Source organism: Phycisphaerae bacterium, from assembly GCA_017999985.1.
GTDB lineage: Bacteria > Planctomycetota > Phycisphaerae > UBA1845 > Fen-1342 > JAGNKU01.
In genome coordinates, this window is the sequence record JAGNKU010000020.1 from 1 (window position 1) to 24,930 (window position 24,930).

21 protein-coding genes are annotated in these 24,930 nt (G+C 67.3%); 8 read left to right on the forward strand and 13 right to left on the reverse strand.

The annotated features are described in order from the left end of the window. Window positions 1-362: 362 nt before the first annotated feature. The gene (locus KA383_18965; protein ID MBP7748200.1) at window positions 363-2,252 is read left to right on the forward strand and encodes a hypothetical protein; all 1,890 of its coding nucleotides are present in this window, start codon (window positions 363-365) and stop codon (window positions 2,250-2,252) included. 355 nt (window positions 2,253-2,607) lie between these two features. Here KA383_18965 and KA383_18970 read toward each other — a convergent pair whose 3' ends face one another. Continuing rightward, complete coding sequence (locus tag KA383_18970) at window positions 2,608-3,723, reverse strand: DegT/DnrJ/EryC1/StrS family aminotransferase (GenBank protein ID MBP7748201.1); 1,116 nt, start codon at window positions 3,721-3,723, stop codon at window positions 2,608-2,610. 120 nt (window positions 3,724-3,843) lie between these two features. Between KA383_18970 and KA383_18975 the strand changes: the two genes are divergently transcribed. The 3 genes from KA383_18975 to KA383_18985 all read left to right on the forward strand — a co-directional run bounded on the left by KA383_18975 (window position 3,844) and on the right by KA383_18985 (window position 8,126). Further along, entirely contained in the window at window positions 3,844-5,940 is a 2,097-nt protein-coding gene (locus KA383_18975; protein ID MBP7748202.1) for an ATP-binding cassette domain-containing protein, read from the forward strand. 130 nt (window positions 5,941-6,070) lie between these two features. Beyond that, entirely contained in the window at window positions 6,071-7,546 is a 1,476-nt protein-coding gene (gene guaB, locus KA383_18980) for an IMP dehydrogenase (protein ID MBP7748203.1), read from the forward strand. 4 nt (window positions 7,547-7,550) lie between these two features. Next, window positions 7,551-8,126 (forward strand): hypothetical protein, encoded by a 576-nt coding sequence (locus KA383_18985; GenBank protein MBP7748204.1) that lies wholly within the window; start codon window positions 7,551-7,553, stop codon window positions 8,124-8,126. A 30-nt stretch (window positions 8,127-8,156) separates the two neighbouring features. Here the strand turns inward: KA383_18985 and KA383_18990 are convergent, their stop codons facing one another. The 6 genes from KA383_18990 to KA383_19015 form a co-directional block, all read right to left on the reverse strand. Then, window positions 8,157-8,924: a class I SAM-dependent methyltransferase gene (locus tag KA383_18990; GenBank protein ID MBP7748205.1), complete on the reverse strand. Its 768-nt coding sequence runs from the start codon at window positions 8,922-8,924 to the stop codon at window positions 8,157-8,159. 213 nt (window positions 8,925-9,137) lie between these two features. Beyond that, a complete protein-coding gene (locus KA383_18995) occupies window positions 9,138-10,040 on the reverse strand; it encodes a GNAT family N-acetyltransferase (protein MBP7748206.1) in 903 nt (300 codons plus the stop codon). 125 nt (window positions 10,041-10,165) lie between these two features. Beyond that, on the reverse strand, window positions 10,166-10,732 hold the full coding sequence (locus KA383_19000; protein ID MBP7748207.1) for a metallophosphoesterase family protein: 567 nt from the start codon (window positions 10,730-10,732) through the stop codon (window positions 10,166-10,168). 20 nt (window positions 10,733-10,752) lie between these two features. Beyond that, window positions 10,753-11,946 (reverse strand): transcription termination factor Rho, encoded by a 1,194-nt coding sequence (gene rho / locus KA383_19005; protein ID MBP7748208.1) that lies wholly within the window; start codon window positions 11,944-11,946, stop codon window positions 10,753-10,755. Between the two features lie 225 nt (window positions 11,947-12,171). Then, window positions 12,172-12,963 carry a fumarylacetoacetate hydrolase family protein gene (locus KA383_19010; protein ID MBP7748209.1) on the reverse strand — a complete coding sequence of 264 codons (792 nt, stop codon included), beginning with the start codon at window positions 12,961-12,963 and terminating at the stop codon, window positions 12,172-12,174. A 40-nt stretch (window positions 12,964-13,003) separates the two neighbouring features. After that, window positions 13,004-13,555, reverse strand: coding sequence for a hypothetical protein (locus tag KA383_19015; protein MBP7748210.1), 552 nt, complete (start codon window positions 13,553-13,555; stop codon window positions 13,004-13,006). Between the two features lie 292 nt (window positions 13,556-13,847). On the opposite strand from KA383_19015, the gene rsgA reads away from it, so the two are divergent. Further along, window positions 13,848-15,014, forward strand: a complete 1,167-nt coding sequence (gene rsgA / locus KA383_19020; GenBank protein ID MBP7748211.1) for a ribosome small subunit-dependent GTPase A — start codon at window positions 13,848-13,850, stop codon at window positions 15,012-15,014. On the opposite strand, the gene KA383_19025 is transcribed toward rsgA, so the two are convergent. The 3 genes from KA383_19025 to KA383_19035 form a co-directional block, all read right to left on the reverse strand. Further along, window positions 15,011-15,466 carry a hypothetical protein gene (locus KA383_19025; GenBank protein MBP7748212.1) on the reverse strand — a complete coding sequence of 152 codons (456 nt, stop codon included), beginning with the start codon at window positions 15,464-15,466 and terminating at the stop codon, window positions 15,011-15,013. The genes rsgA and KA383_19025 overlap by 4 nt on opposite strands. A gap of 438 nt (window positions 15,467-15,904) precedes the next feature. After that, entirely contained in the window at window positions 15,905-16,651 is a 747-nt protein-coding gene (locus tag KA383_19030) for a ThuA domain-containing protein (GenBank protein ID MBP7748213.1), read from the reverse strand. A gap of 379 nt (window positions 16,652-17,030) precedes the next feature. Beyond that, complete coding sequence (locus KA383_19035) at window positions 17,031-17,498, reverse strand: type II secretion system protein GspG (protein MBP7748214.1); 468 nt, start codon at window positions 17,496-17,498, stop codon at window positions 17,031-17,033. A 300-nt stretch (window positions 17,499-17,798) separates the two neighbouring features. Here KA383_19035 and KA383_19040 point away from each other — a divergent pair, with 300 nt between their 5' ends. The 3 genes from KA383_19040 to KA383_19050 are packed head-to-tail and all read left to right on the forward strand — an operon-like array spanning window position 17,799 to window position 20,600. Continuing rightward, window positions 17,799-18,209, forward strand: a complete 411-nt coding sequence (locus KA383_19040; GenBank protein MBP7748215.1) for a hypothetical protein — start codon at window positions 17,799-17,801, stop codon at window positions 18,207-18,209. A gap of 4 nt (window positions 18,210-18,213) precedes the next feature. Then, the gene (locus KA383_19045; GenBank protein ID MBP7748216.1) at window positions 18,214-19,890 is read left to right on the forward strand and encodes a glycosyltransferase family 39 protein; all 1,677 of its coding nucleotides are present in this window, start codon (window positions 18,214-18,216) and stop codon (window positions 19,888-19,890) included. Window positions 19,891-19,892: 2 nt separating this feature from the next. After that, entirely contained in the window at window positions 19,893-20,600 is a 708-nt protein-coding gene (locus KA383_19050; protein ID MBP7748217.1) for a phosphatase PAP2 family protein, read from the forward strand. Here KA383_19050 and KA383_19055 read toward each other — a convergent pair. The 3 genes from KA383_19055 to KA383_19065 form a co-directional block, all read right to left on the reverse strand. Further along, on the reverse strand, window positions 20,569-22,110 hold the full coding sequence (locus tag KA383_19055) for a cobalamin-dependent protein (protein ID MBP7748218.1): 1,542 nt from the start codon (window positions 22,108-22,110) through the stop codon (window positions 20,569-20,571). The two genes, KA383_19050 and KA383_19055, sit on opposite strands and share 32 nt — an antisense overlap. A gap of 129 nt (window positions 22,111-22,239) precedes the next feature. Then, the gene (locus KA383_19060) at window positions 22,240-23,634 is read right to left on the reverse strand and encodes a DUF5009 domain-containing protein (protein MBP7748219.1); all 1,395 of its coding nucleotides are present in this window, start codon (window positions 23,632-23,634) and stop codon (window positions 22,240-22,242) included. Between the two features lie 180 nt (window positions 23,635-23,814). Further along, window positions 23,815-24,555: a hypothetical protein gene (locus tag KA383_19065; GenBank protein MBP7748220.1), complete on the reverse strand. Its 741-nt coding sequence runs from the start codon at window positions 24,553-24,555 to the stop codon at window positions 23,815-23,817. Between the last annotated feature and the right edge of the window lie 375 nt (window positions 24,556-24,930).

Sequence of the window (24,930 nt, forward strand, 5' to 3'; positions counted from 1 at the left end):
AAAAAACCGCAGCGCCCGTTCTGAAAAGCCGCTCCGTGCGCAGAAATGAGGCCCGCCGCGGGTACGCCAACCCGCCGACCTTCGTACGCATCCCACTCTGCGAGACTTATGACAACGCAACCGTCTCTGTCCCGGCCGGTTGCGCTTGTGGACACGGCGTGCCCACAGGTACACTGGTCTATGTAGGGCTGTCGACGTACAGACGCCAGCGCTTTGGATGGGGGCCGTGTGACCATTTACCGCGACAGCCGCAATTCGACCGCGGGCGACGGCAGCCGGGAAAGGGGACGATCATGGCGGGCGCGCATCAGGCTCCGGCGGGGGCGACCTCTCGGCAAAACGCGATAACCGGGAGAATGTGCGTGATGGTCTGCATGCTGCCGGCCATGCTGATGAGCGGGGTCACAGGGGCCGCACAAGACCATGGCGCGGTACTGGGATGGGGAGCGCAGGTTCTGGTTCAGCCTAGCGAATTGACCAATCTCGTGTCTGTCGCGGCGGGCGGGCAACACAGTCTGGGCCTGAAGGCGGACGGGGCGATCGCGGCCTGGGGGTGCAACGAGTACGCCGAGTGCACTGTCCCCGCACCCAACACCGGCTTCGTCGCCGTCGCCGCAGGCTCGTACCACAGCCTGGGCCTGAAGGTCAACGGCTTGATCGTGGCGTGGGGCTCGAACGACTACGGCCAGTGCAGCGTCCCGGCGCCTAATGAGGGCTTCGGTGCCATCGCCGTCGGCTGGGTGCACAACCTCGGTCTCAGGGCTGACGGGTCGATCGTGGCATGGGGACTCAACGACTACGGCCAATGCAACGTCCCCGCGCCCAATAGCGATTTCGTAGCCATCGCGGCGGGCGGAATGCACAGCCTGGGCCTCAAGGCCGACGGGTCGATCGTGGCATGGGGACTCAACGACTACGGCCAATGCAACGTCCCCGCGCCCAATAGCGATTTCGTAGCCATCGCGGCGGGCGGGATGCACAGCCTGGGCCTCAAGGCCGACGGGTCGATCGTCGCGTGGGGAGTGAACAACTACGGTCAGTGCAGCGTGCCGGCGCCGAACAGCACTTTCGTTGCCGTCGCGGCGGGCTATTGCCATAGTCTGGGCGTCAAGGCGGACGGCTCGATCGTGGCGTGGGGTTGGAACGACTCCGGCCAATGCTGTGTACCGGTGCCGAATAGCGGCTTCGTCCACGTCGCGGCGGGCCATGATCACAGTCTGGGGCTCAGGTCGGACGGGTCGCTCGTGGCGTGGGGAGACAATGAATGCGGCCAATGCAACGTCCCGGCACCGAATAGCGGCTTCATCGCCGTCGCGGCCGGCGATCGGCACAGCCTGAGCCTCAAGGCTAACGGGTCAATCGTGACGTGGGGCTACAATCGCTACGGCCAATGCAACGTCCCGGCGCCCAACGACGACTTCACCGCCATCGCGGCAGACGGCAGCCACAGCCTGGGCCTAAAGGCCGACGGGGCGATTGTGGCGTGGGGAGACAACTATAACGGCCAGTGCGACGTCCCGGCGCCCAACGGGGCTTTCGTCGCCGTCGCGGCCGGCAATCGGCACAGCCTGGGCCTAAAGACGGATGGCTCGATCGTGGCGTGGGGGAACAACGATTATGGCCAATGCGATGTCCCGGTGCCAAACACCGGTTTCATTGCCGTTGCCGGGGGCCTCTGGCACAGTCTTGGCCTGAAGGCCGACGGATCGATCCTGGCCTGGGGCTGGAACAACTGGGGCCAATGCGACGTCCCAGCGCCCAACAGCGACTTCGTCGCCGTCGCGTGCGGCGGGCTGCACGGTCTGGGCCTCAGGTCTGACGGGGCGATTGTGGCGTGGGGAGACAACCGCGCCGGCCAATGCGACGTCCCAGCGCCCAACAGCGGTTTTGTCGCCGTCGCAGGGGGCGAGGCCCACAGTCTGGGCCTCATGGCGAATGGGACGATCGTAGCCTGGGGCGCCAACGATGTGGGTCAATGCGACGTGCCGGCCGCCAACACGGGCTTCGCTGCTATCGCGGCGTGCGGAGAGCGGAGCCTGGGGCTGAAGGGCTACCTGCGCGGCGACCTGAATTGTGACGGCGAGGTCGATTTCCGCGACATCAACCCGTTCGTGCTCTACCTCAGCAACCTCGCGGCCTGGCAGGCCACCTACGATAATTGCCCGCCGCAGAACGGCGACATCAACGGCGACGGCCTATTCCCGTCGTTCGCAGACATCAATCCATTCGTAGCGCTGATCGCCAGCTACTGAAAATGGCCATCGTCCTGCCCACTCTCGAGGAGGGAAGGGAATCCATGTGGGGGCCGCGTTCCGGCGGCTGAAACCGCGGGCCGTGTTCGTACGCCGCGGCGGGGCGAAAAGAGAAGGGTGGGCTTCGCCATCCAGGGTCTGAGACCCTGGCAAACATCGTGCGCCCTACGGGCGACGAGGGAGAAGGCACGGAGGCAAGCGACGGAGCGACGGAACGACGAAGCGACGAAGCGACGGACAAGTGAGCAAAGCAGAGCTTTGCTCTCCCCCGGCTTAGCGGGAGCTTCGCACTCCCGGTCCTCTGTGAACCTCTGTGCTCTCGGTGCCTCCGCGATGATCCGTGCGGACGCCGTCGCTAGAGCAGCGACTTCAGCGTCTTGACTACGTAGTCGACGTCGCCTTCCGTCATGCGGTTGTAGAACGGCAGCGCCATCGTCCGCGATGCCAACGCCTCCGTGATCGGGAAATCGCCGGCCCGGTAGCCGAGCTGCTCCTGGTAGAATTGCTGCAAGTGGATCGGCGGGAAATACACGTTGCAGCCGATGCCGCGGGCCTGGAGCTGCTGCAGGATCCGGTCGCGGTCGGCCTGCGTGTAATCGTCGCTCAGCCGGACGACGAACACGAACCAACTGATCTTCGCGTCCGTCGGGACCTTCTGCAGCGACACGCGCGACTCGCCGGCCAGACGCTGGCGGTACAGGCCGGCGACGCGGTCGCGCTGTGCAAGGATTTCACCCAGGCGCCGCATCTGCACCGTGCCAAGCGCGGCCTGCATATCGTTCATGCGGTAGTTGTAGCCCAGCCGGGGATGCGCCAGCCAGCCGCCGTCCGGATCGCGTCCCTGATTGCGGAGCGACCGGACCTGGAACGCGATCTCGTCGTTGTTCGTGATGACCATGCCGCCTTCGCCGGTCGTCATTTGCTTGTTGGGATAAAAGCCGAACACGCCGGCCTCGCCGACCGTGCCGCACGGCCGGCCCTTGTATGTCGCGCCGAGCGCTTCGCACGAGTCCTCCAGCACACGCAGGTGGTGGCGACGGGCGATTTCCCAGATGGCGTCCATATCCGGCGGGGCCCCGAAGACGTCGACCGGCAGCAGCGCCTTGGTGTGCGGCGTGATGGCGGCCTCGATGCGGGCCGGGTCAAGCTGCCAGGTCAGCGGGTCGATGTCGACGAACACCGGCTTGCCGCCGTCGAACATGACGCTGTTGCTGGACGCGATGAACGAGAACGGCGTCGTGATCACCTCATCGCCGCGGCCAACGCCCAGCGCCCGCCAGCACATGTGCAGGCCGGCGGTGCCGCTGCTGCACGCGATGGCGTGCTTGACGCCGAGCCGCTTGGTGAACTCGGCCTCGAACTCCGGGATGCGGGGCCCGAGGCTGAGGCGCTCCGAGCGCAAAACGGCGACGACGGCGTTGATCTCGGCCTCGGTAATATCCTGGGCGGATAGATTGATCTGACGTTTCACTGCAATCTCCCAACCGCCGCGTCGCGGACTGCTGCACGCCGACGGCAAAGCCCGGTATCATATCGGCCAATGGACGACGCTGCTCGCTCACAACGCTGGCTGCCGAACTTCCGGCGGAGCATGAAGTACTTACGCCCGCACCGGCGGCCACTGGTTATCGGACTGTTGGCAGCCGTCGGCGTCAGCATCTTCTATACGTTCAGCGTGTCGAGCATCGTGCCGGTTTTGAAGATTATTTTCGCCGAACACGAGACGCTCGTCGACTGGCTGCACCGGTCGGAGGCGGAGCGGCGGCTGGGGGCCGTGCTGGCCGGGGACCTGCCGGACGACGCCCGTGGGCTGACGCTGGTCGATGTACGGCCGAATTCGCCGCTGGCGCGGGTGTTGCACGCCGGTGACCGGATCGTGGCGGTCGCGGGCGCGCCGGCGACGTCGTACGAGGTCATGCGACAGATCGCGCTGCTGCCGGGGACCGCGCTGGCGGGCGTCCACATTGTCGGGAGCAATGATGCCACCCGGGAGTTGACGCTAAACCTGAAGCCGCACGGCTGGTGGTGGAGCACGGCCCAGCGGGCGGCGGCGTGGCTGCCGGTCGGACGCACGGCGGCTGACCGCTTCAACATGCTGGTGGCGATCATGGGGGCGGTGGTCGTCATTTCGCTGCTGGGCGGCGTGTGCCGGTTTGTGAATGAGGGGCTGGTCGCGACGGCGGTGCAACGGACGATGCACGACGTGCGCACCGCGCTGGCCGACCACACGCTGCGCTTGCCGGTGCAGTGGCACAGCATGCAGCCGGCGGGCGACACGCTCAGCCGGTTCGCGACGGACATCGGCAAGGTGGAGGTCGGGCTGTCGACGCTATTCGGCAAGGTGACGCGCGAGCCGCTGAAGGCGTTGGGCGTGTTGACGCTGACCGTGCTGATCGACTGGCGGATGCTGGTCATCGCGATGCTGGGTTTGCCGATCGGGGCGGTGGCGATCCGCACCTTCGGGCGGCTGGTGAAGCGGGCGCAGCGGCGGGCGTCGGAATCGTGGGGGCGGCTGCTGGACCATCTCGGCGAGCGGCTCAGCGGCATTCGCGTAGTGAAGGCGTACAACATGCAGGACGCCGAGAGCCGGCGCTTTGCCGACGAGGGACGCGTCCTGACGCATGCCCAGACGCACATCGAGCTTGTGGACGCGGCAAGCAACCCGGTGCTGGAGATGCTCGCGTCGCTGGCCATCGCCGCATTCATCCTGTACGGCGGGAGCCGCGTGTTTCACCACGAGCTGGAGCCGCAGATGCTTTTCGGGGCGGTAATCTGCCTCGGCGGCATCTTCGACCCGCTGCGCAAGATGGGCAATGTCATGAACCGGCTGCAGGCGGCGGAGGCGTCGGCGCAGCGGCTGTTCGAGGTGCTGGATACCACGACCGAGGAGGCGAACGGGGCGACCGGCAGGCGTCCGCTGCCGCCGTTCCAGGGGGAGATCGAGTTTCGCGGAGTGTCGTTCGCGTATCCGTCGAACCCGGGGCGGCTGGTGTTGAATGATGTGAACCTGCGGGTGCGGAAGGGGCAGGTGGTGGCGCTGGTCGGGGCGAATGGCTCCGGCAAGACGACGCTAATGGCGCTGCTGCTGCGGTTCTTCGAGCCGACGCGCGGGCAGTTGCTGATCGACGGGCAAGACATCGCGGGCGTGACGCTGCGCTCGCTGCGGGAGCAGATCGGGCTGGTGACGCAGGAAGCCGTGGTTTTCTCCGACACGGTGCGGGCGAACATCGCGTATGGCGCGAACGGCGTGGCGGACGCGGACATTCGACGGGCAGCGCGGCTGGCGCGGGCTGAGGACTTTGTTGACTGCTTGCGGGTGGAGCACAGCGGGCGGACGACGACGGGCTACGACGCGCAGATTAGTGGGCGGACGCTGTCCGGGGGGCAGCGGCAGCGGATCGTGCTGGCGCGGGCAATCCTGCGCGACCCCCCGATCCTGATCCTGGATGAAGCCACGAGCCAGGTGGACAGCGAATCCGAGCGGAAGATCCAGGAGGCGCTGGAGGACGTGATGCAAAACCGGACGACGTTCATCATTGCCCATCGGTTCAGCACGATCGCGCGGGCGGACATGACCGTAGTCCTCGACGCCGGCCGCGTAGTGGGTGTCGGGCGGCACGAAGAACTGGTCAAGACCTGCCCGTTCTACGTCACGCTGGTGCGGACGCAGTTCGCGCAGGGGGTGTAAGGCGCGGGGCATCCGGTCCCACGTTCCCACGCCTCGATCCCTTTCTCCGTGTTCCCTGTTCCCCGTTCCCTGTTCCCTCAATCTCCGCGGGGTCTTGCGATTCTGGCCGACCGTCGTATTATCTTGACCTATGGCAGACCACGCACATTCCTCGAAGGTAATCGGCGAAGCGCTTACGTTCGATGATGTCCTGCTTGTGCCGCGGCGCGCGTCGGTGCATCCGCGCGAAATCGACGTCAGCACGCAGCTCACGCGCAAGATCCGGATCAACATTCCCCTGCTCAGCGCGCCGATGGACACGGTGACCGAGAGTAGCTTGGCCATCGCGCTCGCGCAGGAAGGCGGCCTCGGCATCATTCACCGCAATCTGAGCATCGAAGACCAGACGCGCGAGGTGCACAAGGTAAAACGCTCGGAAAGCGGCGTGATTCTCGATCCGGTGACGCTGCGGCCCGAGGACCCGGTCGAGCGGGCCGAAGTCATTATGCGGCTGCACAACGTGAGCGGTATCCCGATCACGCACGCGGACGGTGTGCTGGTCGGCATCCTGACGCGACGTGACCTGAAGTTCCTCCAGTCCGCGGGCCTGCGCGTCGCCGACGTCATGACCCGCGACAACCTCATCACCGCGCCGCCGAACACCAAGCTGGACGAGGCCGAGGCGATCCTGAAGCAGCACAAGGTGGAGAAGCTGCTGCTGGTCGATGAGCGTCGCCGGCTCGCCGGGCTGATCACGATGCGTGACATCGAGCGCTCCCGCGAGTTCCCGCAGCGCTGCTCGGACGAGCGCGGGCGGCTGCGCGTCGGGGCGGCGATCGGCGTGCATGACTACGAGCGGGCGGCGCAGTTGATCGGCGCGGACGTGGACGTGCTGGTCGTCGATACCGCGCACGGACACAGCGACGCCGTGATCGAGACGGTTAAGGCGCTGCGCAAGCAGTACAAGATTGAGATCATTGCGGGCAATGTGGCGACGGCAGATGGCGTGCGCGACCTGACGGACGCCGGTGCCGACGCGGTGAAGGTCGGCATTGGGCCGGGGGCGATTTGCACGACGCGGGTGGTCGCGGGGGCCGGCATTCCGCAGATCACGGCGATCTTGCAGTGTGCGGCGGATGCGAAAGTACCCATCATCGCGGACGGCGGAATCCGCTTCAGCGGCGACGTCGTGAAGGCAATCGCGGCCGGGGCTTCGTGCGTGATGCTCGGATCGCTGTTCGCGGGGCTGGAAGAGTCGCCGGGGCAGCTCGTGCTGTGGAAGGGCCGGCGGTTCAAGGAATACCGCGGGATGGGGTCGCTGGCGGCGATGGCGCTGGGGAGCGCAGAGCGCTATGGGCAGTCGGCGGACCAGCCGAAGAAAATGGTGCCGGAGGGCGTCGAGGGGAGGGTTCCCTACCGGGGCCGTTTGAGCGAATATGTATACCAACTCGTCGGCGGACTGCGGCAGGGCATGGGTTACGGCGGCGTGCGGAGCATCGACGAGCTGCGCGAGCAGGCGCGTTTCGTTCGCGTGACCCACGCCGGGATCGTGGAGTCGCACCCGCACGACGTGGTGATCACGAAGGAGCCGAGCAACTATGCCATCGACCTGGCGACCGATGAGTAAGATCATGAGCTCACACGCGGCAGGCGTTCGGTTGGCGCTCTTGGCACTGCCCCTCCTGATCCTGGCGGTGGGCTGCACCTATGTGCCGAACCAGTTCAAGGAGGACGGCCCGTCGACGACGGCGAGCTGGGACTCGCCGACGGCGGCAGACGTGAAGGCCCGCTACGCGGCGGCGGAACCAACCAATCGCGGCTGGCAACCGACCACGGTGGCGCCCGAGAGCGGCATCGTCAGCCACCTGCCGCTGTACATGGAAGACCCGTTCGAGGACAAGGGGCACGGGCGGACGGACGAGACGCATCCGCACGACGTCTACCGCGGCGGCTGGGAAGACTACGTCGCGATTCCGTATGGATTTTCGCGGTTCACGGGCAACTGGCTGATGTTCCCCGTCAGCGCGGTCGTCACGACGCCGTGGACGATCATGGAGAGCGACAGCTACCTGAGCCGCCAACTCCTGGGCTATGACCACGACGCGGTGCCGACGCCGCACCACGTTTTCGAGCGCGAGCCCGGCACGCCGGAGCCGGAGAGCACGCCCCCACCTGCGGAGCCGACGACTACAGGCGCGCCCACGTAGGGCCTCGCCAGCACGTGGTCGCGGCGCGCGTCAGCCGCGGTCGGGGCGCAGCTTGCGACAGACGGCCACCAACTGCGTGGCATGGTCCGGATCGCAGTAGCCGATCTGGGCGATAAGCGTATCCAGCAACCGGTAATACGGACGCACGAGCCGGTTCCCGTTGCGCCGCAAACCGCCGAGCGCGTAGTCCCCGGCCTGCAGGCACATGCACAGGCGGTAGCGCAGTCCCTGTTTCAGCATGCCTAACAGCCGTTCGATTCGAAACCAGGGTTGCAGCGTTGCCGCCAGCGTTTCGGCCGTGAAGTGCTGGAAGTGCTTCGCGGACACGGGCAGCGTGGCGGATGGAACGGTTACAACCAGGCATCCGTCAGCGGCGAGGCTCGCGTGCACGTGGGCAATCACCCTGCTCAGTTGCACCGGCTCGATGTGCTCCAACACCTCCATCATGATGGCCAGATCGAAGTCGCCGCGGGGTACCTCTTGAGTGATATCGCCAACGGTGAAGGAGGCCCCCGGTACGAAGGCACGCGCAAAAGCGATGGCCCGTGGTGAGATATCCATGCCGGTCACGGGCACACCGGCGTGCGTCAACTCGTAGCAGAGGCGGCCATCGCCGCAGCCAATCTCCAGCGCGTGCCGGGGATGAAGCGACCGGATCAACGCGACAATCTCTGTACGGTAGTAGTTGTATAGCCGGAAGGTCCAGGAAATCCGCGACAAAAGCGTGAGGTAGTGATACGGAAACTCGTACTCAGCCTCTTGAACGCGCTTGGGATCGGTCTGCGTAAGGACCGACATGATCGCTTCTCCGGTCAAAGTGCTGAGCATGTCAATGAAGCGCGAACGCGCACGGCGGGCCAGCAGGGTCGTGAAAAGCGGCGTTCGCGATCCGATGCTTCCCCACGCATCACACTGTCGATGGTAGCGCGGCGTTCGCGGAAGGTCAATTTCGAGCTAGCCCGAGCCCACGGGCAACGTGCGGCGCAACTCGCAGGCCCGCAAAGCCGAACCCTATTCCACGGCAGGAGGTTCGGGCGCGGAGGCGACGGGAGGCGGCGCCGCAGCCATGAGCGGGTCGCCGTGGTGCCATTCGCCGAGACCTTCCATGGGGAAATCCACCTGCGTGTAGCCGCGGCCGCGCGCCAACTCGGTAACGGCGGCGCGCAGCTCGGGGGGTGCATCCGCGTGCGGGATGAGCATCGCGTAGGTGCGGGCGCCTTCGCGATCGGTGGCCACGGTTGCCAGCCCCACCAGGCGCGGGCCACGAAACGCGCCCTGTAGGCTGCAGGCGCCGCGCTCCTGGTGCGCGATCAGATCGAGCGTGAAGGCCTCGGCGATTACGGCAGATTCCTCGAGCGGCACACGCGGGTCCGGCCCTGGTCGGTACTGCAGGAGCGTCACCATCGCCGGCCAGGCGGCGCGCGTCAGTTCACGCACCGTGACCCCATCGGCCGCGGTGACAAATGGGTCGCCCGTCACGCCCGCTCCGGTCCGGCACATCGTCAGCCGGTCGTACGGCGCCCAGGCCGCGCGGCGGAGCGGGGCAAACCCGAACTTGCGGTACAGCCCCTCATCAAGCTCGGTCGTCGTGCCGAGGAGCAGCCACTTGCCCCCGGTCATGTCGAACCACGACAGCAGGGTCTCGACGAGCTGCCGGGCGTAGCCGCGGCGGCGATGTTCGGGACGGGTGAAGCAGTGTCCGAGCAGGCCCACGTCGCCGCACTTATTGATGCAGGCACTCGCCAGCAGCGGGCCGCCGGCGGGGAGCACGGCGTAGGCGTCCTGCGCCCCGGGCACACCGGTCACGAAGCGGCGTTCGAGGTCGGTGAGCCAGGGTTCGCCCTTGTGGCGCAGAAGCTCCTGGATCGCGGGCCAGCGCGCCGGAGCGGGCGGGATGATGAGAATGGGCTTCATCGTGGCGCCTGCGGAAGGAACCGCCGTGCGCACCCGGGCGGCGCACAACGGCAGCATCCTACGCGCCGGGACTGACTTGTCCAGCCCGACCGGTAGGTGCGCGCCGGCCGCGTGCGAAGGGCGCTTCAGCGCCGGCGCGTCCGGTACGGAATCGGCTCGCCGTCCGGGTGTTCGTCGCGGACTTCCCAGAACTCGACGGCGTCGGTGCGCAGGTCGAGCGTGGCAACGGTGTGCGTCATCGCGCGGTGGAGGGCCCCCGGGTTCAGCACGCGCACCGTTCCAACGCGCGCGAGGGCGAGGAGGTGCGTGTGCCCGTGCAGAACATAGTCGCAATTGCCGAAATCCGCCGGCGGGGCCCCGGTCTCGAGCAGCGTGTTCATCAGGCGCCGGAACTCGGCCTCGTGGCCATGAAACACGGCCAACGACCGCCCGTCGAGCTCGATGCGCAGCGGGCCCGCCTGCGACATGGTAAGCCCCAGGGCGCTGGCGTAATCCTCCAGCGCCGGGTCGGGGCAATCGGTGTTGCCGCAGACAATCCACAGGCGCAGGCCGGCCAGTTCGGCCAGCACGCCGTCACCGCCCACGTCGCCGCAATGGACAAACGCCTCGGCGCCCACGCGGCGCAGCAGGCGCACAGCGATGGCCGTGCGCTCCTGCTGACCGTGGGTATCGGAGAGGACGCCGAGGATCACGGCAAGCATCCTACACGGGATCAGGAGCGCAGGCTGGCCAGGAACGCCGCCATGGAATCGAAGCGCTGCATGCGCTCGAGCAGCGTGGTCATCTGCTTCGGAATGGGCAGGTCGTCGAGCTGGCGGCGAAGCAGGTAGACCTTCTCCAGGGTCTCGCGCGGGAGCAGTTTTTCCTCCTTGCGCGTGCCGGACTGGCGCAGGTCCATCGCCGGCCAGATGCGCAGATTCGCGAGATCGCGGTTGAGGACCAGCTCCATGTTCCCGGTGCCCTTGAACTCCTGAAAGATGAAATCGTCGGCCCGGCTGCCCGTGTCCACGAGGGCCGAGGCGATGATCGTGAGGGAACCGCCGCCCTCGACGGCGCGGGCCGAGCCGAAGATCTGCTTGGGCTCCTGCAGGGCGCGGATGTCGAGGCCGCCGGTCATCGTGCGGCCGCTGCTGCCGACGAACGCGTTGAACGCGCGCGCCAGGCGCGTGATGGAGTCGAGCAGGATGACGATGTGCCGGCCCATCTCGACGAGTCGCCGGGCACGCTCGATCACCAGCCGGGCGACGCGGATGTGGGAGTTCACGTCCTGGTCGTTGCTGGAGGCGATGACTTCGCCGCGCACGTTGCGCCGCATCTCGGTCACCTCCTCGGGGCGCTCATCGACCAGCAGCACGATCATGTACACGTCGGGGTGATTGGTCGCGATGCCGTGCGCCATCTGCTGGAGCAAGATGGTCTTGCCGGTGCGCGGCGGCGCCACGATCAGGCCACGCTGCCCGCGGCCGATGGGCGTGAACAGGTCGACGACCCGCATGGTCAACGGTCCGCCCGGGGTGTCGAACCGCAGCACCTCGTGCGGATCGATGGCCGTGGTGTCCGCCAGCGGCGGCGGCGGCATCCAGTCCTTGGCCGGCTGGCCGTCGATGGCGTCGATGCGCAGCAGCTTGAAGCGCCGGTTGCCCTTGTTGTCAACGCGGCCCGCCGGCCCGCGGAGGAGTTCGCCGCCGCGCAGCGCGAATTTGCGTACGGCGTCGGATGACACGTAGGGGTCATCGACGTGGACGGCGAGGTGGCGCTTGGGAGAACGGATGAAGCCGGCGCCCTGATTGTCGAGCTCGAGGACGCCCTCGACCACGTTGGTTTCGGCGGCGGCATCGCCGTTCCCGGCCCGCTGCGGCTTTGCATCGGGCGCGCGCTCCGTCGCTTTGCGTTCGTCACTTGGCATGGATTGTCCTGAAGCGGCCCTGTTGAGGGCACGTGTGTACCGACCCGGGTGACGACCATTGTCGAGGGGCCGTCTCAGCCTCGTACGGATGACGAGAACACCCACTCCCCGTGTCCGCAGGCAGGCTGCGCCGCGCTTCCAGCGGTGCCCGCGAGTGGCTCCATGGTTAGTCTACCCACCCGCCCGCGTTTGGACAACCGTCCCGGACCCGCGATTTGCCAGGTTTCATTCCTCCAGAGCCACGGGATTCGCTAAGGTCCCCACACCTTCGATTTCGACTTCGATGCGGTCGCCGGCGCGCAGGAAGACCGGCGGCTGGCGCGCCAGGCCGACCCCCTCGGGGGTGCCGGTCAGAATCACCGTGCCGGGCAACAGCGTGAACTGCTCCGACACGTAGCTGATCAGCCTGCGGCACGAGAACACCATGTCCTGCGTGTTGGCGGACTGCATCAGCTCCCCGTTGAGCCGGCTGCGGATGGCACAGTTGTCGGGGTCCAGCTCGTCGCGCGTGACGAGCCAGGGCCCCAGCGGGCAGAAGGTGTCGAAGCTCTTCGCGCGCGCCCACTGCTTGTCGTTGCGCTGGCAGTCGCGGGCCGAAACGTCATTCGCGCAGGTGTAGCCCAGCACGAAATCGAGCGCTGCCTCTGGCGACACGCGCCGCGCCTGCCGGCCGATAACGATGGCGAGCTCGGCTTCGAAGTCCACTTCGTGGGGGGCGCTGCGCGGCAGCCGGATGGGCTGCCCGTCGGCCAGCAATGCGGTCGTAGCCTTCTGGAAGATCAGCGGCGCCGCGGGCAGCTGCGACCCGGTTTCGGCAGCGTGGGCCCGGTAGTTGCGGCCGATGGCGAAGATGTTCGGCGGCTCGACCGGCGGCAGGAACGCGTGGACAGGCACGTACTCATCGGCGAAAGCCAGCGCGCCGAACAACTCACCCGCGAGCGGCTGGGCGACGTGCGGATCCACCAGCCGCCCGACGAGCTGCCGTCCATCCGCGTCGACAAAACGCGCCAGCTTCATGCGCGTACCCGGACCTCGTGAGCGGTGCGAGGGCTGCGGCTCAATAGAACACGGTCATGATCAGGTGCGGATCGACGTGCTTGCCCTCGACGACGCCGATCGTGCTGGTGGCGAACTTGATCTCGATGGCATCATCGGCGTCGACCCACTCGTTGATCTGCTCGCACATGTATGCGATCGGGCCGTCGGCGAGCTTGCAGTGAAACGTCTTGCAGCGCGTGGCGTTGGGCGATCCACGGAGCAGCGGGCGGTGAAAGGCCTGCTCGACCACTTGCCCGACCGACAGTTTCGCCGGGCCGCCGCCGCCGCCCGTGCGGACGGCGGTCGGCTTCTTGTCGTAGGCGATCGGCTGATCGAGGACGGCACTCGGTCCGCCCGGCTCCACCTCCACGACGGCCACCGGCTCATCGCCGCCGGGCACGTTGCCGATCGCCGGCAGGCCCGCGGTTGAACCCGAGCGCTTCTCGCGCACACAGAACGGGCACAGCAGCTTGCCCTCGACGTGCTCGGCGGTGCCCTTGGCCAGGTGTTCGGGGTAGATCGTCGCGCCGCACTCCGCACACAGATCGAAATGCTCTTCGTCGCCGGCCATTGCGCGTACTCCTTCTAACGCCCCGGCGACCCACGTCCCGTCTCGCCCCACGACCGGCGAGCAGGGTCGTGCCCGACAGCCAAAGCTCCGCCGCGCGCGGCAGCACAACGGATCGCCCAGCGTCCGGGTCGCCGTGGTGGCGCTCCATGCCTCCAGGCGTTCGACATGTTCCAGGCTCATTCTAGCCCGACGGCCCGCGCCGCGCCAAGCGCCCAGCATAGTCGCCGGATCCCGTCGCCGCGCAACGCGGAAAGCAAGCTGCCAACCGCGCGGCCGCCGGTACAATGGACACATGGCGAAGAAGCGTCCAGGACGCAAGATGCGCGTCGACTTCCGGCAGAACCGGCAGGTCCGGGGTCGCACCGACGACTGGACGCGGAGCTGGCGCGCCGGCGAGCAGCAGGTCGAGGAGACGCAGCGCCGCGAGTCGGTCCGCGCCAAGGGCGAGCTCTCGCGCAAGCGGACCATCCTGGTCGACGCCCAGGACATGCCGACCGTGGACGAGGCGCTCTGGCGGCGGGGGACCGTGACCAAGGTGCACGGGCTGATCGCTTATGTGAACGATGAGCAGGGCCGCAACTGGGAATGCACGGTGCGTCGGGTGCTGCGCACGCTGCTCATCGCGCACCGCGCGCCGGTGTCGGTCGGCGACCGCGTCTGGTTTTCCGACCAGTCGCAGGTCACGGATGGCCGGGCAGCCGGCGTCATCGAGCGCGTCGCACCCCGCAGCTCAGAGCTCTCGCGGCGCGACGCCCGGCGGCGGCAGCATACGATCGTCGCCAACGCGGACCAGTTGCTGGCCGTGGTGAGCGTCGCGCAGCCGCGGCTCCGGCCGCACCTGGTGGACCGCTACATCGTGGCGGCGATGAAAGGCGCGCTCCGCCCGATTCTGTGCTTCAACAAGATCGACCTGCTGGAGCGCGACGAGCAGACCGACGACGACGACGCGCCGCAGAACGGTGCCTCGGTCCAGGACGTGATCGCCGAGTTCCGCGCGCTGGGCTACTGCTGCCTGTGTACGAGTGCCGTCACGGGTGCGGGCGTCGAGGACCTGCGCGCGGCGCTCACGGGCCACATGACAGTGCTCTCCGGCCAGAGCGGCGTGGGCAAGAGCTCGCTGATCAACAAGCTGCAGCCCGGGCTGGACCTGGCGACACGCGATGTGAGCGACGAGAACGAGAAGGGCCGGCATACGACTTCGCTGGCGGAGCTGCTGCCGCTGAAGTGCGGGGGCTTCGTCGTGGATACGCCGGGAATCCGGGCCTTCGACTTGTGGTCCGTGGCGCCGGGCGAGCTCGAGGCGTGCTTCATCGAATTCGTACCGCACGTGTCGCACTGCCGCTTCAGCGATTGTGCGCACCGCACGGAGGATGGCTGCGCGGTGCGGGCCGCCGTCGAGCGCGGCGAGATCAGCCAGCGGCGCTACTACAGCTATCTCAAGATGCTCGAAGAGGTCTAGCGCGCGGCACGCCGGGCGCAGAGCACCAGCAGAACGAGGGCCAGCGCAGCCGCGGGCTCCGGTGTCAGCGTCATCGACAGGGCGAACTTGTAGCCGTCCTCGCCCTTGTCAGTCGGATAGGCCGGCAAGACCAGTGTGAGCAGCCGGTCCGTCGGGACGGGCCACACCGTTCCGACGGGCGGGGCGCCTTCGATCCCGAGCGGCACAGCGAGCAGTTCCAGCGTATAGCTGCCTGTCTTGGGCGGGGGCCAGCCGTAATCGGGCTCGATCGAGAAGGCCATCTGGTCGCCGGGGTAGGTCAGGTCGGCCCAGACGTAGATCGGGACCCACACCTTGGCGACGTCGGGCGTCAGGACCGCCCGCCAGTCGTTGTAGTACATGCCCGTCGGGCCGGACCAACCGTCCGCGCCGGTCTCGTGATACACCCCCGCGTAGCCGAGGCCGCCCTCCACAGGCAGCGGGGTGTCGAGGCCGTCATCCCAGTCGTCGGTGGCGTCAGACCTGACGCCGAGTCGGCCGGCAACTCAGCAAGAGCCGCCAAAGGCATACCGGAACGCAAAATCAAGGTCGGCTTGCGCCGTCGCGGTGGTCGCCGCCAGCAGCGCGGCGGTGACGAAGAACAGACGTGTTTTCATGCGGGGGCCTCGCCTCCCAGCGCGTTCGGCCGGCTCGCCACAGCGCTTGTCGTTCTGATTACTTGTATCCCAATACGGACGGCGTGTGCAAGTGGAAACTGGATTGCCCGGCGCGCCGTGCAGCCCGATAAGCAGCCCATGCGATGCCTCAGAACTAGCCCGACAGGTGTGGTGTGGGCACCTTGCCCGCCCCTGCGACGGAGGAGACGCCCGTGTACCACCCCTGTTGTAAGGCACTTTCGAGACGGCAGGGCCCTAGACTCGTTTGGCGGCCCAGCGGACGGCGTTGTAGAGGATGCGGCACACGTCGGGGTTGTAGTACGTGGGCACGGACTCGTGGCCGGGCCGGAAGTAGAAGACGCGCCCGATGCCCATCCCCTGCCCGACGCCCTGCCCCGGGCCGGAAGCGAAGTCGGTGTCGATACCCGCCCCCACCGTCCAGGCGAGGCCGGAAGGGAAGAATTCGCCGCCGGCGGGGAAATAGGATTGCAGGATGACGACATCCGGGGGCGGAACGTCGTAGGGGGCGCCGTACATCTCCTCCTGGGCGAGCGTGAAATCGTGCACGCCCTGCGCGATGGGGTGGTGCGGAGCACAGACGTGGATCTCTTCCGGCTGCTCGTCCTCGCGCCAGCCGCCCTTGAGGTGGCCGGTGCAGTTCAACACGCGTTTGAACGGCTTGGCGTAGTGCGCGGAGTGCAGCGCAATGAACCCGAGGCCCTCTTCCCGGACGCGCTGGACAATGCGGTCCACGGCGGCGTCACTGACCTCGGCGTGGCGGACGTGGCCCCACCAGATGAGCACGTCGGTCGTCGCCAGCGCCTGCTCCGAAAGTCCCTGTTGCGGGTCGTCGAGGTGGGCCGTGCGGACGTCCAGGTGGGCGCCCCCCAGCTCGATCAGCCCGCCGGCAATCGCACTGCGAATGTTGTGGCGATAGACCTCGACCGGGACATGCGGGGCGTTCTCATCCCAAACCAAGACGCGAATCGGTGCGGCGGTCATGGTTGGTCTCCCTTCTCTCGCCCTCCATTGTGCAGCGCCAGGCTGCGGAGGGGAAGCAAAAACCGGGGGAACCGGGGCGGGCGGAGGGTCTGGTCGAACCGGCCGGGCCGGTCAGAACTCCGTGGGCACCGTGAACGAGCCGCCACGGCCGGGAGCATAGGTCTGAAGATGAAGTCAGAAGCGGCCGTGCGCGTGCACGCGGCTGAACGCGAGCGGGCGTTGGCTTTCGATGGACGGGAGGTCGGGAACCCGCTGCACATCGAGGCAGCGGGCGGATGACCGCTGGGCGCGCGAGAGAAGCGATGACGAGCGATGTCGTACGGAATCCCCACTGAATTGAGTAAGAACGCCCCGCGCGGCGGCACATGACCACTTGCGGTCATTGGTTGCTCACATCGTCGGCGGTGTTCGGCAGACCGTCGGGACCAGCGCTGCACAAGCGATATGGTGTTGCAGCCGCGCCGCCAAGGCGCTGGTAGAGGTATTCAGGCCCCCACGGGTCGCGCAGGATGGTCTCGTGCTGGATGAATGGACCTCCGGCGCGCTGCCAGCGGGCACGAGCCGCAACGTCTGGTGGCGCGCTGACGAGGGCGTGCAGCCCCGCGGCGGTCGTTGGGTAGTCGCCCAACGCGGAGCGGTACGATTCGAGCGCCAAGGCAAGCTGCCCCCGGCGACCGACCGCCACCTCGGCAAGTGCCCTTCTGGCGGCGTCGGCAGACCCATCGCGCGGCGGCACGCCGCAAGTCACGAGGTACAGCAGGACGGCACTCAAACTCACGATGCCGGCTGACGCGATCATCTGGACGGGGCCACCGCCAACGTACTGGCGCAGCGTGTTCGGGAGCATACGACCGCTCTACCGGCGAGGTTGACCTATTTGCGCCACTTCTACGCGCCGGGCACCGTGATGGTTGCAGCGACGCCGGGGCAATCGACGACTAACGGCCACGGTGCCATGAATCGTGCAGAGCATGGGGAGGGTGAAGAGCACGCACGCTTCTCTCGGAACCCGCTCGCTGGCGCTCGGGGCTCTGATTGGGGCGCTGGGGGCACAACTTGACGGCCGGCACGCCACCTCGGAAGATGCCGGCACGCTTGCCGCGGACCGCGCGGGCCGTGCCGGCGATACCCTCATGCTGGGAGCGACGTGAGCATCACTGCGCGAAAGATCGCCCTGCTGGTCGTACTCGCGGTGATCGGACTCGGGCTGGTCGCCTGGGAAATGACGCGGCTCATGCGGCCACGCGCGTTCAACGTCCGGTCGGCCACGATCACGAGGATCGACCCCGCGCGACGCAGCGGCGAAGTGGAGTTCATCCACCCGAAGAGCGGACAACTGACGATCGTGGCGGCGGAGAACATTCCCGAAGATTGCGAGATCGAAATCGACGGCCACCCGGCGACGGTCGACGATGTGCGGGTGGGAGACGCGGTGGCGATCACGGGAATGTTCTATCCGCAGAACCAGTCGGCCGTGCCGCGGTCGATCCATGTCACCCGCATGAACGCAGCGACCCAGCCAACCAGCGCTGCGACCGTGCCGAGCACACAGCCGTAGTCACATGGACCGACTGGCCCATCACGCCCCCGCATCGCCCGGCCCGGCCGGACGATGGCACCTGCTGGCCGCCGTCGGGCTGCTGCTGGCCGGTGCCGCAGCGCACCTGGTCTACCTGCTCAACCACTGCCCGCTCGACCTGTCCGGGGACGAGGCCCACTACTGGGAATGGGCGCGACGCCTGGACCTGAGCTACTACAGCAAAGGCCCGCTGGTCGCGTACATCATCGCGCTGGGGCGGTTGCTCCTGGCGAAATGGTCGGAACACATGGTTGGCCACGAGGCACTGGCCGTCCGCGTGCCGGCGCTCGTGCTCTCGGTCGCAACGGGGCTGGGGATCTACACGCTGGCGGCGGCGACGCTGCGTAGCTCACGCCTGGCGCTGGCCGCTGTCGCGGTCACCTGCACGATTCCGATCTTCGCCGTCGGCGCGATTCTGATGACGATCGATGCGCCGCTGGCGTGCCTGTTTGTGTGGACGCTGGTGGCCGTGGAGCGCGGGTTGCGCACCGGGCACAGAGGACCGTGGCTAATTGCGGGGCTGATGATCGCGCTGGGCATCCTGGCGAAGTACACAATGGTGCTGATTTTTCCGATGGTCGGGCTGACGCTGCTGTGCGTGCCGCGCTACCGGGCCGTGCTGCGCCGGCCGGGACCGTACGTCGCGACGCTGATCGGTGGGCTCGGCTTTGTGCCGATTCTGCTTTGGAACAGCCGGCACAACTGGGTCAGCTTTCGGCACGTCGCCGGGCAGGCGGGCGTGGCAGGCGGGCCGGCAATCGAGTGGCTCGGGCCGCTGAGCTACGTCACGGGGCAAGCCGCGGTCGTCGGCCCCATCTGGTTCGTCGCCACGCTGTGCGCCGTGGTGGCGTTGTGGCGACGACCCGGCGCTGAGCCCGGCGAGCTACTCGAGCCGGCGGCAACGCGCTTCCTGATCTGCGCGACGGTTACGCCGTGGCTGGTCTTTCTTGCGTTCAGCCCGATCACGAAGATCCAGCCGAACTGGCCAGTCCTGGCGCTGTTGCCGGGCACGGTGCTGCTGGTGGCGTGGTTGGCGCGCCTGCTCCGGCAACCGGCCACGCGTAGCACCGGGCGCGTGCTGATCGTCGCCGGGGTACTGCTCGGCGCGGGCAGCGTGGCCGTGATGCACTACAGCCATTGGCTGACACCGGCATTCGCGTGGCTGGCGCGCCGCGAGCCACCGTGGAACCTGACGCCCGTCGCGAAGTACGACCCGACGGCGCGGCTGCGCGGGTGGTCACAGCTTGCGGCGGCGGTCGACGAAGTGCTGGCAACCGAGCGGGCGGCCGGGCGCGAGCCGTTCATCGTGACGGACGACTACCAGACGGCCAGCGAGATCGCGTTCTATTGTCCGGGCGAGCCGGCGGTGTATTGTCTGCAGGCAGTGCTCGGCAACCGGCAGAGCCAGTACGACATCTGGCCAAACCCGATTCGCAACGCCGCGCAGTTCATCGGGCGGCCGTGCATCTACGTGGGCACGCTGAAGCCGGAGCTGATTGGGCAAGGCGCCTCGGCGCACGTCGCCTTACGCGGCGCGCGGCTGGCAACGACGGTGGAGCACCGCGTGCGTGGACACCTGTACCGCGTGTGGCCGGTGTACGTGTGCGAGGAGTTCGCCGGGCTGCCGCCGGAGCTGGGCCGGCCGGCGGAGGAATACTAGCCGTGCGCGGGACGCCAGACATGGCGGTGCAGCAGTCCGCGGGCGCGCGGCGCAGCAAGGGCCTGTGGATCTGGACGGGGCTGGCACTGCTGCTGATCGCCGTCGGGCTGGCGGGCTTCGACCGCTGGTTCTATGAGCACGTGTCGCGCGTCCTGAACACCGAGGACCGGCCGCTTGATCACGACTTCTACAGCCTGACCAAGCCGTTCTGGACTGTGTGCCGGTTCGTGTTCGGGAACGTACTCGGAGCGCTGGGGCTCTGCGCCGCGGTGGCGATCCTGCGGCCCGTGCGCTGGCGCACCGTCCTGGTCGCGTGGGCGATCGTGGCCGGCGTGGCGCTGACGGCGAACGTGGCCCAGCGGGCAATCGGGCGGCTGCGCCCGAACCGCGCCGAATCACATCTGGCGTTCACGCAGCCATTCGCGGAGCTGCTGACCAGGCCGCGGGTTTCGTTCCCGTCCGGCGAAGCCGCGACCGCCTTCGCGCTGGCCTGCGTCCTGGTACACCTCGTCCCGCGCGGCCAGCCGGGCTTCTATGCCCTGGCCACCCTGACCGCCGGGGCACGGCTCGTGAATGGCGCGCACTATGTAAGTGATGTGGCGGCGGGCGCGTTGCTGGGTGCGCTGCTCGCCGACGTGCTTTTCTGTTGGCTCGGGCGAACGCGGGCCGGACCGCGTGCTAATCCGACAGAGCCACCGGGGTCGGCTTGACCACCGGTAGCGGCAGACCGAGGTCCGGACTCGTTGTTTTCGCCTCGTCGTCTTCGGGCGCCGCCTCGAACGCGACGCGCGACCGGAGGTGCATGCGGAATGAGTCGTTGATCTTGTCCACGCGCGGCGAGGGCCGCGGCGCGAAGCCGTAGCGCTCCGCATCGTGCGGGGCCTGGATCTTCGCCATGCGTTTCCAGCCGCGGTTCATGCCCCACACGAAAGCCGCGGTGCTGAGCGAGCGCGTGCGGACGAGTGAGCGGAACGCCCGCTTGAGCACCCAGGGGCGCTGCGCGGCGGCGTAGCGCAACTCGTAGATCGCCTCATCCAGCTCCCGCGCCGACATGCGTTGCGGCTGGTAGACCGTCTCGGTGAACGTGTGGCGTTCCCAATCCTTCGGCCAATCAAGCGGCAGCATTCGCCCCTCGGAGCGCAACCGGTCGAACATCTTCGTGCCGGGCAGCGGCGTCAGGTTCGTGATCTGGATGATGTCGACGCCCATCTGCACCGCGGTAAGAGCCGTGTCGGCGACGGTCTGCGGCGTGTCCTCGTCGGAGCCGATGATGAAGCCGCCGAAGACGGCGATACCGGCCTTGTGAAAGCCGTTCACAAGCTCGGGGTAGCGGGCGAGATTCTTGCGGTTGATGCCCTTGTGGTAGCTCTTCAGGGCACGCTCGTTGAAGGTCTCGAACCCAACGAGCATGCCGCGGCAGCCGGCCTTGTACGCGAGGCGCAGGCCTTCCTCGTCCTCGCCCATGTTGATCGTCGTCTGGCTGAACCAGAGCCGCGACTTGCCGTGCCTGATAATGGCCCGCAGCAGCTCCTTGGCCCACTCGGCATGCTTCGCCCCGACGCCGAAGAAATTGTCGTCCACGACGAAAATGAACTTCTTCGGGGTCTGGTTCCATTCGGCGATGATCGAGCTGATCGAGCGGCGACGGATGCTCGGGCCGTTGAATTTCGTCACGGAGCAGTATTCGCAGCCGACGGGACAGCCGCGTGAGGTCTGGAGGGCAGCGACGTCGTACACGCCGTTGATCGGCCGGAGCGTCTGCCGGCCACGGCCCAAATCGAGCTTCTCCAGATCGGAGAGCGTGCCGTCGTAGCGCGGCTGAAGGCGGCCAGTAGCGGCGTCCGCGATGATTTGTGGCCAGATCTCGTCGCACTCGCCGACCGCGACAGAGTCGAAGTACTCCGCCGCTTCGTCCGGGCAGGCCGAGGCATGTGGGCCGCCCATGATCGTGGGGATCCCACGCTCGCGGCAGCCGGCGGCGATTTCGTAAGCGCGCGTGGCGCCGCTGGTATACGACGTGATGCCGACGAGGTCGTAGCGGCCGTCCTTGATCAGGGCGTCGGTGGCCGCGGTCCCGAATACTTCGTCGATGATGTCAACCTGATGCTCCACCGGCACGAGGTCCGCGAGCACCTGTAGCCCGAGCTGCGGGATGTAGGTGCCGATCGTGTGGTAACCCTGCGTGCGGCGGGTGATGGGATTGACGAGAGCTATACGCACAGCGCGTCCTTTCGCGTCGGCTGACGACGATCATGGCCGGAACCGCGCGCCCGGCCCTGGCTGAGGCCCGAACCATTAGCGCATTCTATCCGGCGGGGGACGGGCCGCCAGTCGCCAATGCCGAGTCGGCTAGATCTTGATGAAGATCCGCAGGCGGTAGAGCGGCCACATCAGCACGCACCAGACGGCGACGTAGGCGAGTGCATAGAGCAGCGAGGCGACCTTGGGTGCGGCCCAGGACGCCAGGTACGTGTCGTAGAGGAATTTCTGAACGGTCAGCGTCTGGCCGTCGGCGAGATGCACTGACCACGACATGAGCAGCTTCGCGCCGACACTCGACGCGAAATAGACCGCGATGGCGTTGGTGCCGAAGATCAGAAACGGCCGGGCCCAGCCGCGGTAGCCGTGCACGTCGATGAGCCAGAAGCAGGCCGCCAGGAAGTGCATGGCGAGGCCACCGGTGACGAGGACGTAGGAGCTGGTCCAGATCTTTTTGTTGAGCGGCATGGTCAGCGCGACCCAGAGGCCGATGACGAGCAACACGTTGGCCGCCAGGAAGAGCCAGCCGACGCGGTCGCGTTTCTCGCGGGTGGTGCGTAGCCAGCCGCCGGTGAGGACGCCGAGAAGGACGGTGGCGACGGCGGGGACGGTGCTGAGCAGGCCCTCGGGGTCGGGGCGCTCCTTGTAGAGGTGCACGCCGAGCAGCTTCACGTCGATCCAGTCGTGGAGGAGGCCTTCGGGGCGGGCCGCGGCATCGGGCATTTGGTAACCATCCGGCGCGTGGCAATAGGTCATGATCGCCCAATAGCCGAGCAAAAGCGCCACGACGCACAGCACGCGGAAGGTGACCCCGCCAAGCATGACAATGACGGAGGCGAAGAAGTAACACAGGGCAATGCGCTGGAGGACGCCGGGGACGCGGAGCTTGCTTTCCTCGAAGGCGCCGAAGTTGTAGATGAACAGGCCGACGGCGCCGGCAAGCAGCAGCCACGAGATGAGCTTCCGGACGCGTGGCGCGGTCAGTTTGGGCCACGAGAGCGGCGGCTCGTCCACAAACAGGAACGCGAGCCCGACGATCACGGCGATGTAGGGCAGGGCCAGTTGCCACGCGGGCCAGGTCTGCAGCGCTGGCCAGCGCGGGAAAGCCGCCATGAGCAGGCCGAGGACGAGGATGATGATCGTCCGGCGGACAACGTGCTCGAAGAGCCGCAGACGGGAGGCGCCGTCGGCAATTCGACGATCAAAGGAAAACGGCAACGCCACGCCGACGATGAACAGGAAGAACGGGAAGACGAGGTCGGTCGGGGTGAGGCCGTTCCAGGTCGCGTGGGCCAGCGGGCTGAACAGGTTGCCCCAACTGCCGGGGTTGTTCACCAGGATCATCCCGGCGATCGTGATCCCGCGGAAGACATCGAGCGAAACGAGCCGTTCGGCCGCGGGTTTGGTCGTCAGCGGAGGCAGTGGCGCCGCGACGGCAGCCGCTCCGCCGGCATCCGGCAGCGGTGTAGTAGGTTGTGTGTCCATGCGGATGGTCTACCACAAACCGGGCGGCGCGACCAGCAGTGCTGGACACCTGACTGTTGCAGTGCCTCAGAATCACCGCAACACAGTTGGTACGGAAATCTTGCCCGTTCCCGCGACGGACGGGACGCCCATATCACCCCCGTTATGAGTTACTTCCAGCCAGGCAGCACACCAGGTGCATCAGTCGTACAGGTCCACCTCAACATCACCCACCTTCGTCGCAGTAAGGCCGCTGGTGTCGCGGACTTCGACCGTCACGGTCAGGACGTATACCTGGTATGCGCCCGAGACTGGCGCAGGATGCAGGATGTCCTCCGCGTCCGTAACGTGCTCGCCGCGCTGCGCCTCCTCGCGCGTGTAGGCGTGGGCGAGCGTCGAATCGGCTGACCAGTCGATGTCGTACACGCCATCGCCGTCGAGGTCCCAGCGGTACTGCAAGCCGGTCTGGCCGTCCTGCTCGTCCCAGGTTTCGGACGCATCAAACGTGACGGGGGCGGCAGTGGTCGCACCCGCGGTGATGGCCACGCGGCTGACCGCATGTCCGAGCATCGCGTGCGGCGCAGTGTTGGCCGCGGCGCCAACGGGCACGAGGGTGGTCGTTTCCGCCGTCCGCCCGTTTTCGTCACGGACTTTGATGGTGTAGTGCGCCACGGTCGCAGCGCGGTTCTGCAGGCTGATCAGGGCGATCGCATTTCCGCCGTGCGTGGTGGTATTCTGCCAAAGCGGGGCGGACAGGAAGTTCGACTCGACCACCTCGAGGGTCGCGGACGCCTCCGCGTCGTACCACTCGAAGTACATATAGCTATCGGGGCCGGCCTGCTGGGCGGGCGTGACGTTCAGCACAACAGTGAGCGGCTCAAGCGTGTTCGGGTCAACCGTACCCCCGCTCGGAGGGCAGCCAGGCACCAAGGGCAGCAGCATGAGCAACTCCAAGAACCCCGCTCTTCGCCAAGACTTCTGCCACGCCATGTTCACACTCCTGATTTCCAATCCGTGCCGCGACACGCGGCAACGACGCCGGACGGCACGCCGCGACCCTGATCGGATGGCCACACGGCAACCCGGTTCCGCGCGTGGAGCACGCGCACCGGCACCGCTTCCGGCATGCGTCTGTGAGCCATAGTGCTGCGCTGCTGACAATCTGACAACGGGGCGCCGCTTTTTCCGGCTCGCGCGCCGGCCGGATCGCGCAGAGCTTGGGTAACGTGCGCCACGCACCGTGGCGACCGATAAAACGGCGCCCCTGTGAGCACGAGATCATGCCGCGCTCCACGTATCGGGCCGCCACAGCCCGCC

Excerpts from the sequence above, each read along its gene's own strand:
- KA383_18985 (MBP7748204.1), top strand. The coding sequence starts at position 7,551 with ATGAGCTCACACGCGGCAGGCGTTCGGTTGGCGCTCTTGGCACTGCCC.
- KA383_18995 (MBP7748206.1), bottom strand. The coding sequence starts at position 10,040 with ATGAAGCCCATTCTCATCATCCCGCCCGCTCCGGCGCGCTGGCCCGCG.
- guaB (MBP7748203.1), top strand. The coding sequence starts at position 6,071 with ATGGCAGACCACGCACATTCCTCGAAGGTAATCGGCGAAGCGCTTACG.
- KA383_19010 (MBP7748209.1), bottom strand. The coding sequence starts at position 12,963 with ATGAAGCTGGCGCGTTTTGTCGACGCGGATGGACGGCAGCTCGTCGGG.
- KA383_18975 (MBP7748202.1), top strand. The coding sequence starts at position 3,844 with ATGAAGTACTTACGCCCGCACCGGCGGCCACTGGTTATCGGACTGTTG.
- rho (MBP7748208.1), bottom strand. The coding sequence starts at position 11,946 with ATGCCAAGTGACGAACGCAAAGCGACGGAGCGCGCGCCCGATGCAAAG.
- KA383_19045 (MBP7748216.1), top strand. The coding sequence starts at position 18,214 with ATGGACCGACTGGCCCATCACGCCCCCGCATCGCCCGGCCCGGCCGGA.
- KA383_18990 (MBP7748205.1), bottom strand. The coding sequence starts at position 8,924 with ATGTCGGTCCTTACGCAGACCGATCCCAAGCGCGTTCAAGAGGCTGAG.
- KA383_19035 (MBP7748214.1), bottom strand. The coding sequence starts at position 17,498 with ATGCTCCCGAACACGCTGCGCCAGTACGTTGGCGGTGGCCCCGTCCAG.
- KA383_19030 (MBP7748213.1), bottom strand. The coding sequence starts at position 16,651 with ATGACCGCCGCACCGATTCGCGTCTTGGTTTGGGATGAGAACGCCCCG.
- KA383_19065 (MBP7748220.1), bottom strand. The coding sequence starts at position 24,555 with ATGCTGCTGCCCTTGGTGCCTGGCTGCCCTCCGAGCGGGGGTACGGTT.
- KA383_19015 (MBP7748210.1), bottom strand. The coding sequence starts at position 13,555 with ATGGCCGGCGACGAAGAGCATTTCGATCTGTGTGCGGAGTGCGGCGCG.
- rsgA (MBP7748211.1), top strand. The coding sequence starts at position 13,848 with ATGGCGAAGAAGCGTCCAGGACGCAAGATGCGCGTCGACTTCCGGCAG.
- KA383_19060 (MBP7748219.1), bottom strand. The coding sequence starts at position 23,634 with ATGGACACACAACCTACTACACCGCTGCCGGATGCCGGCGGAGCGGCT.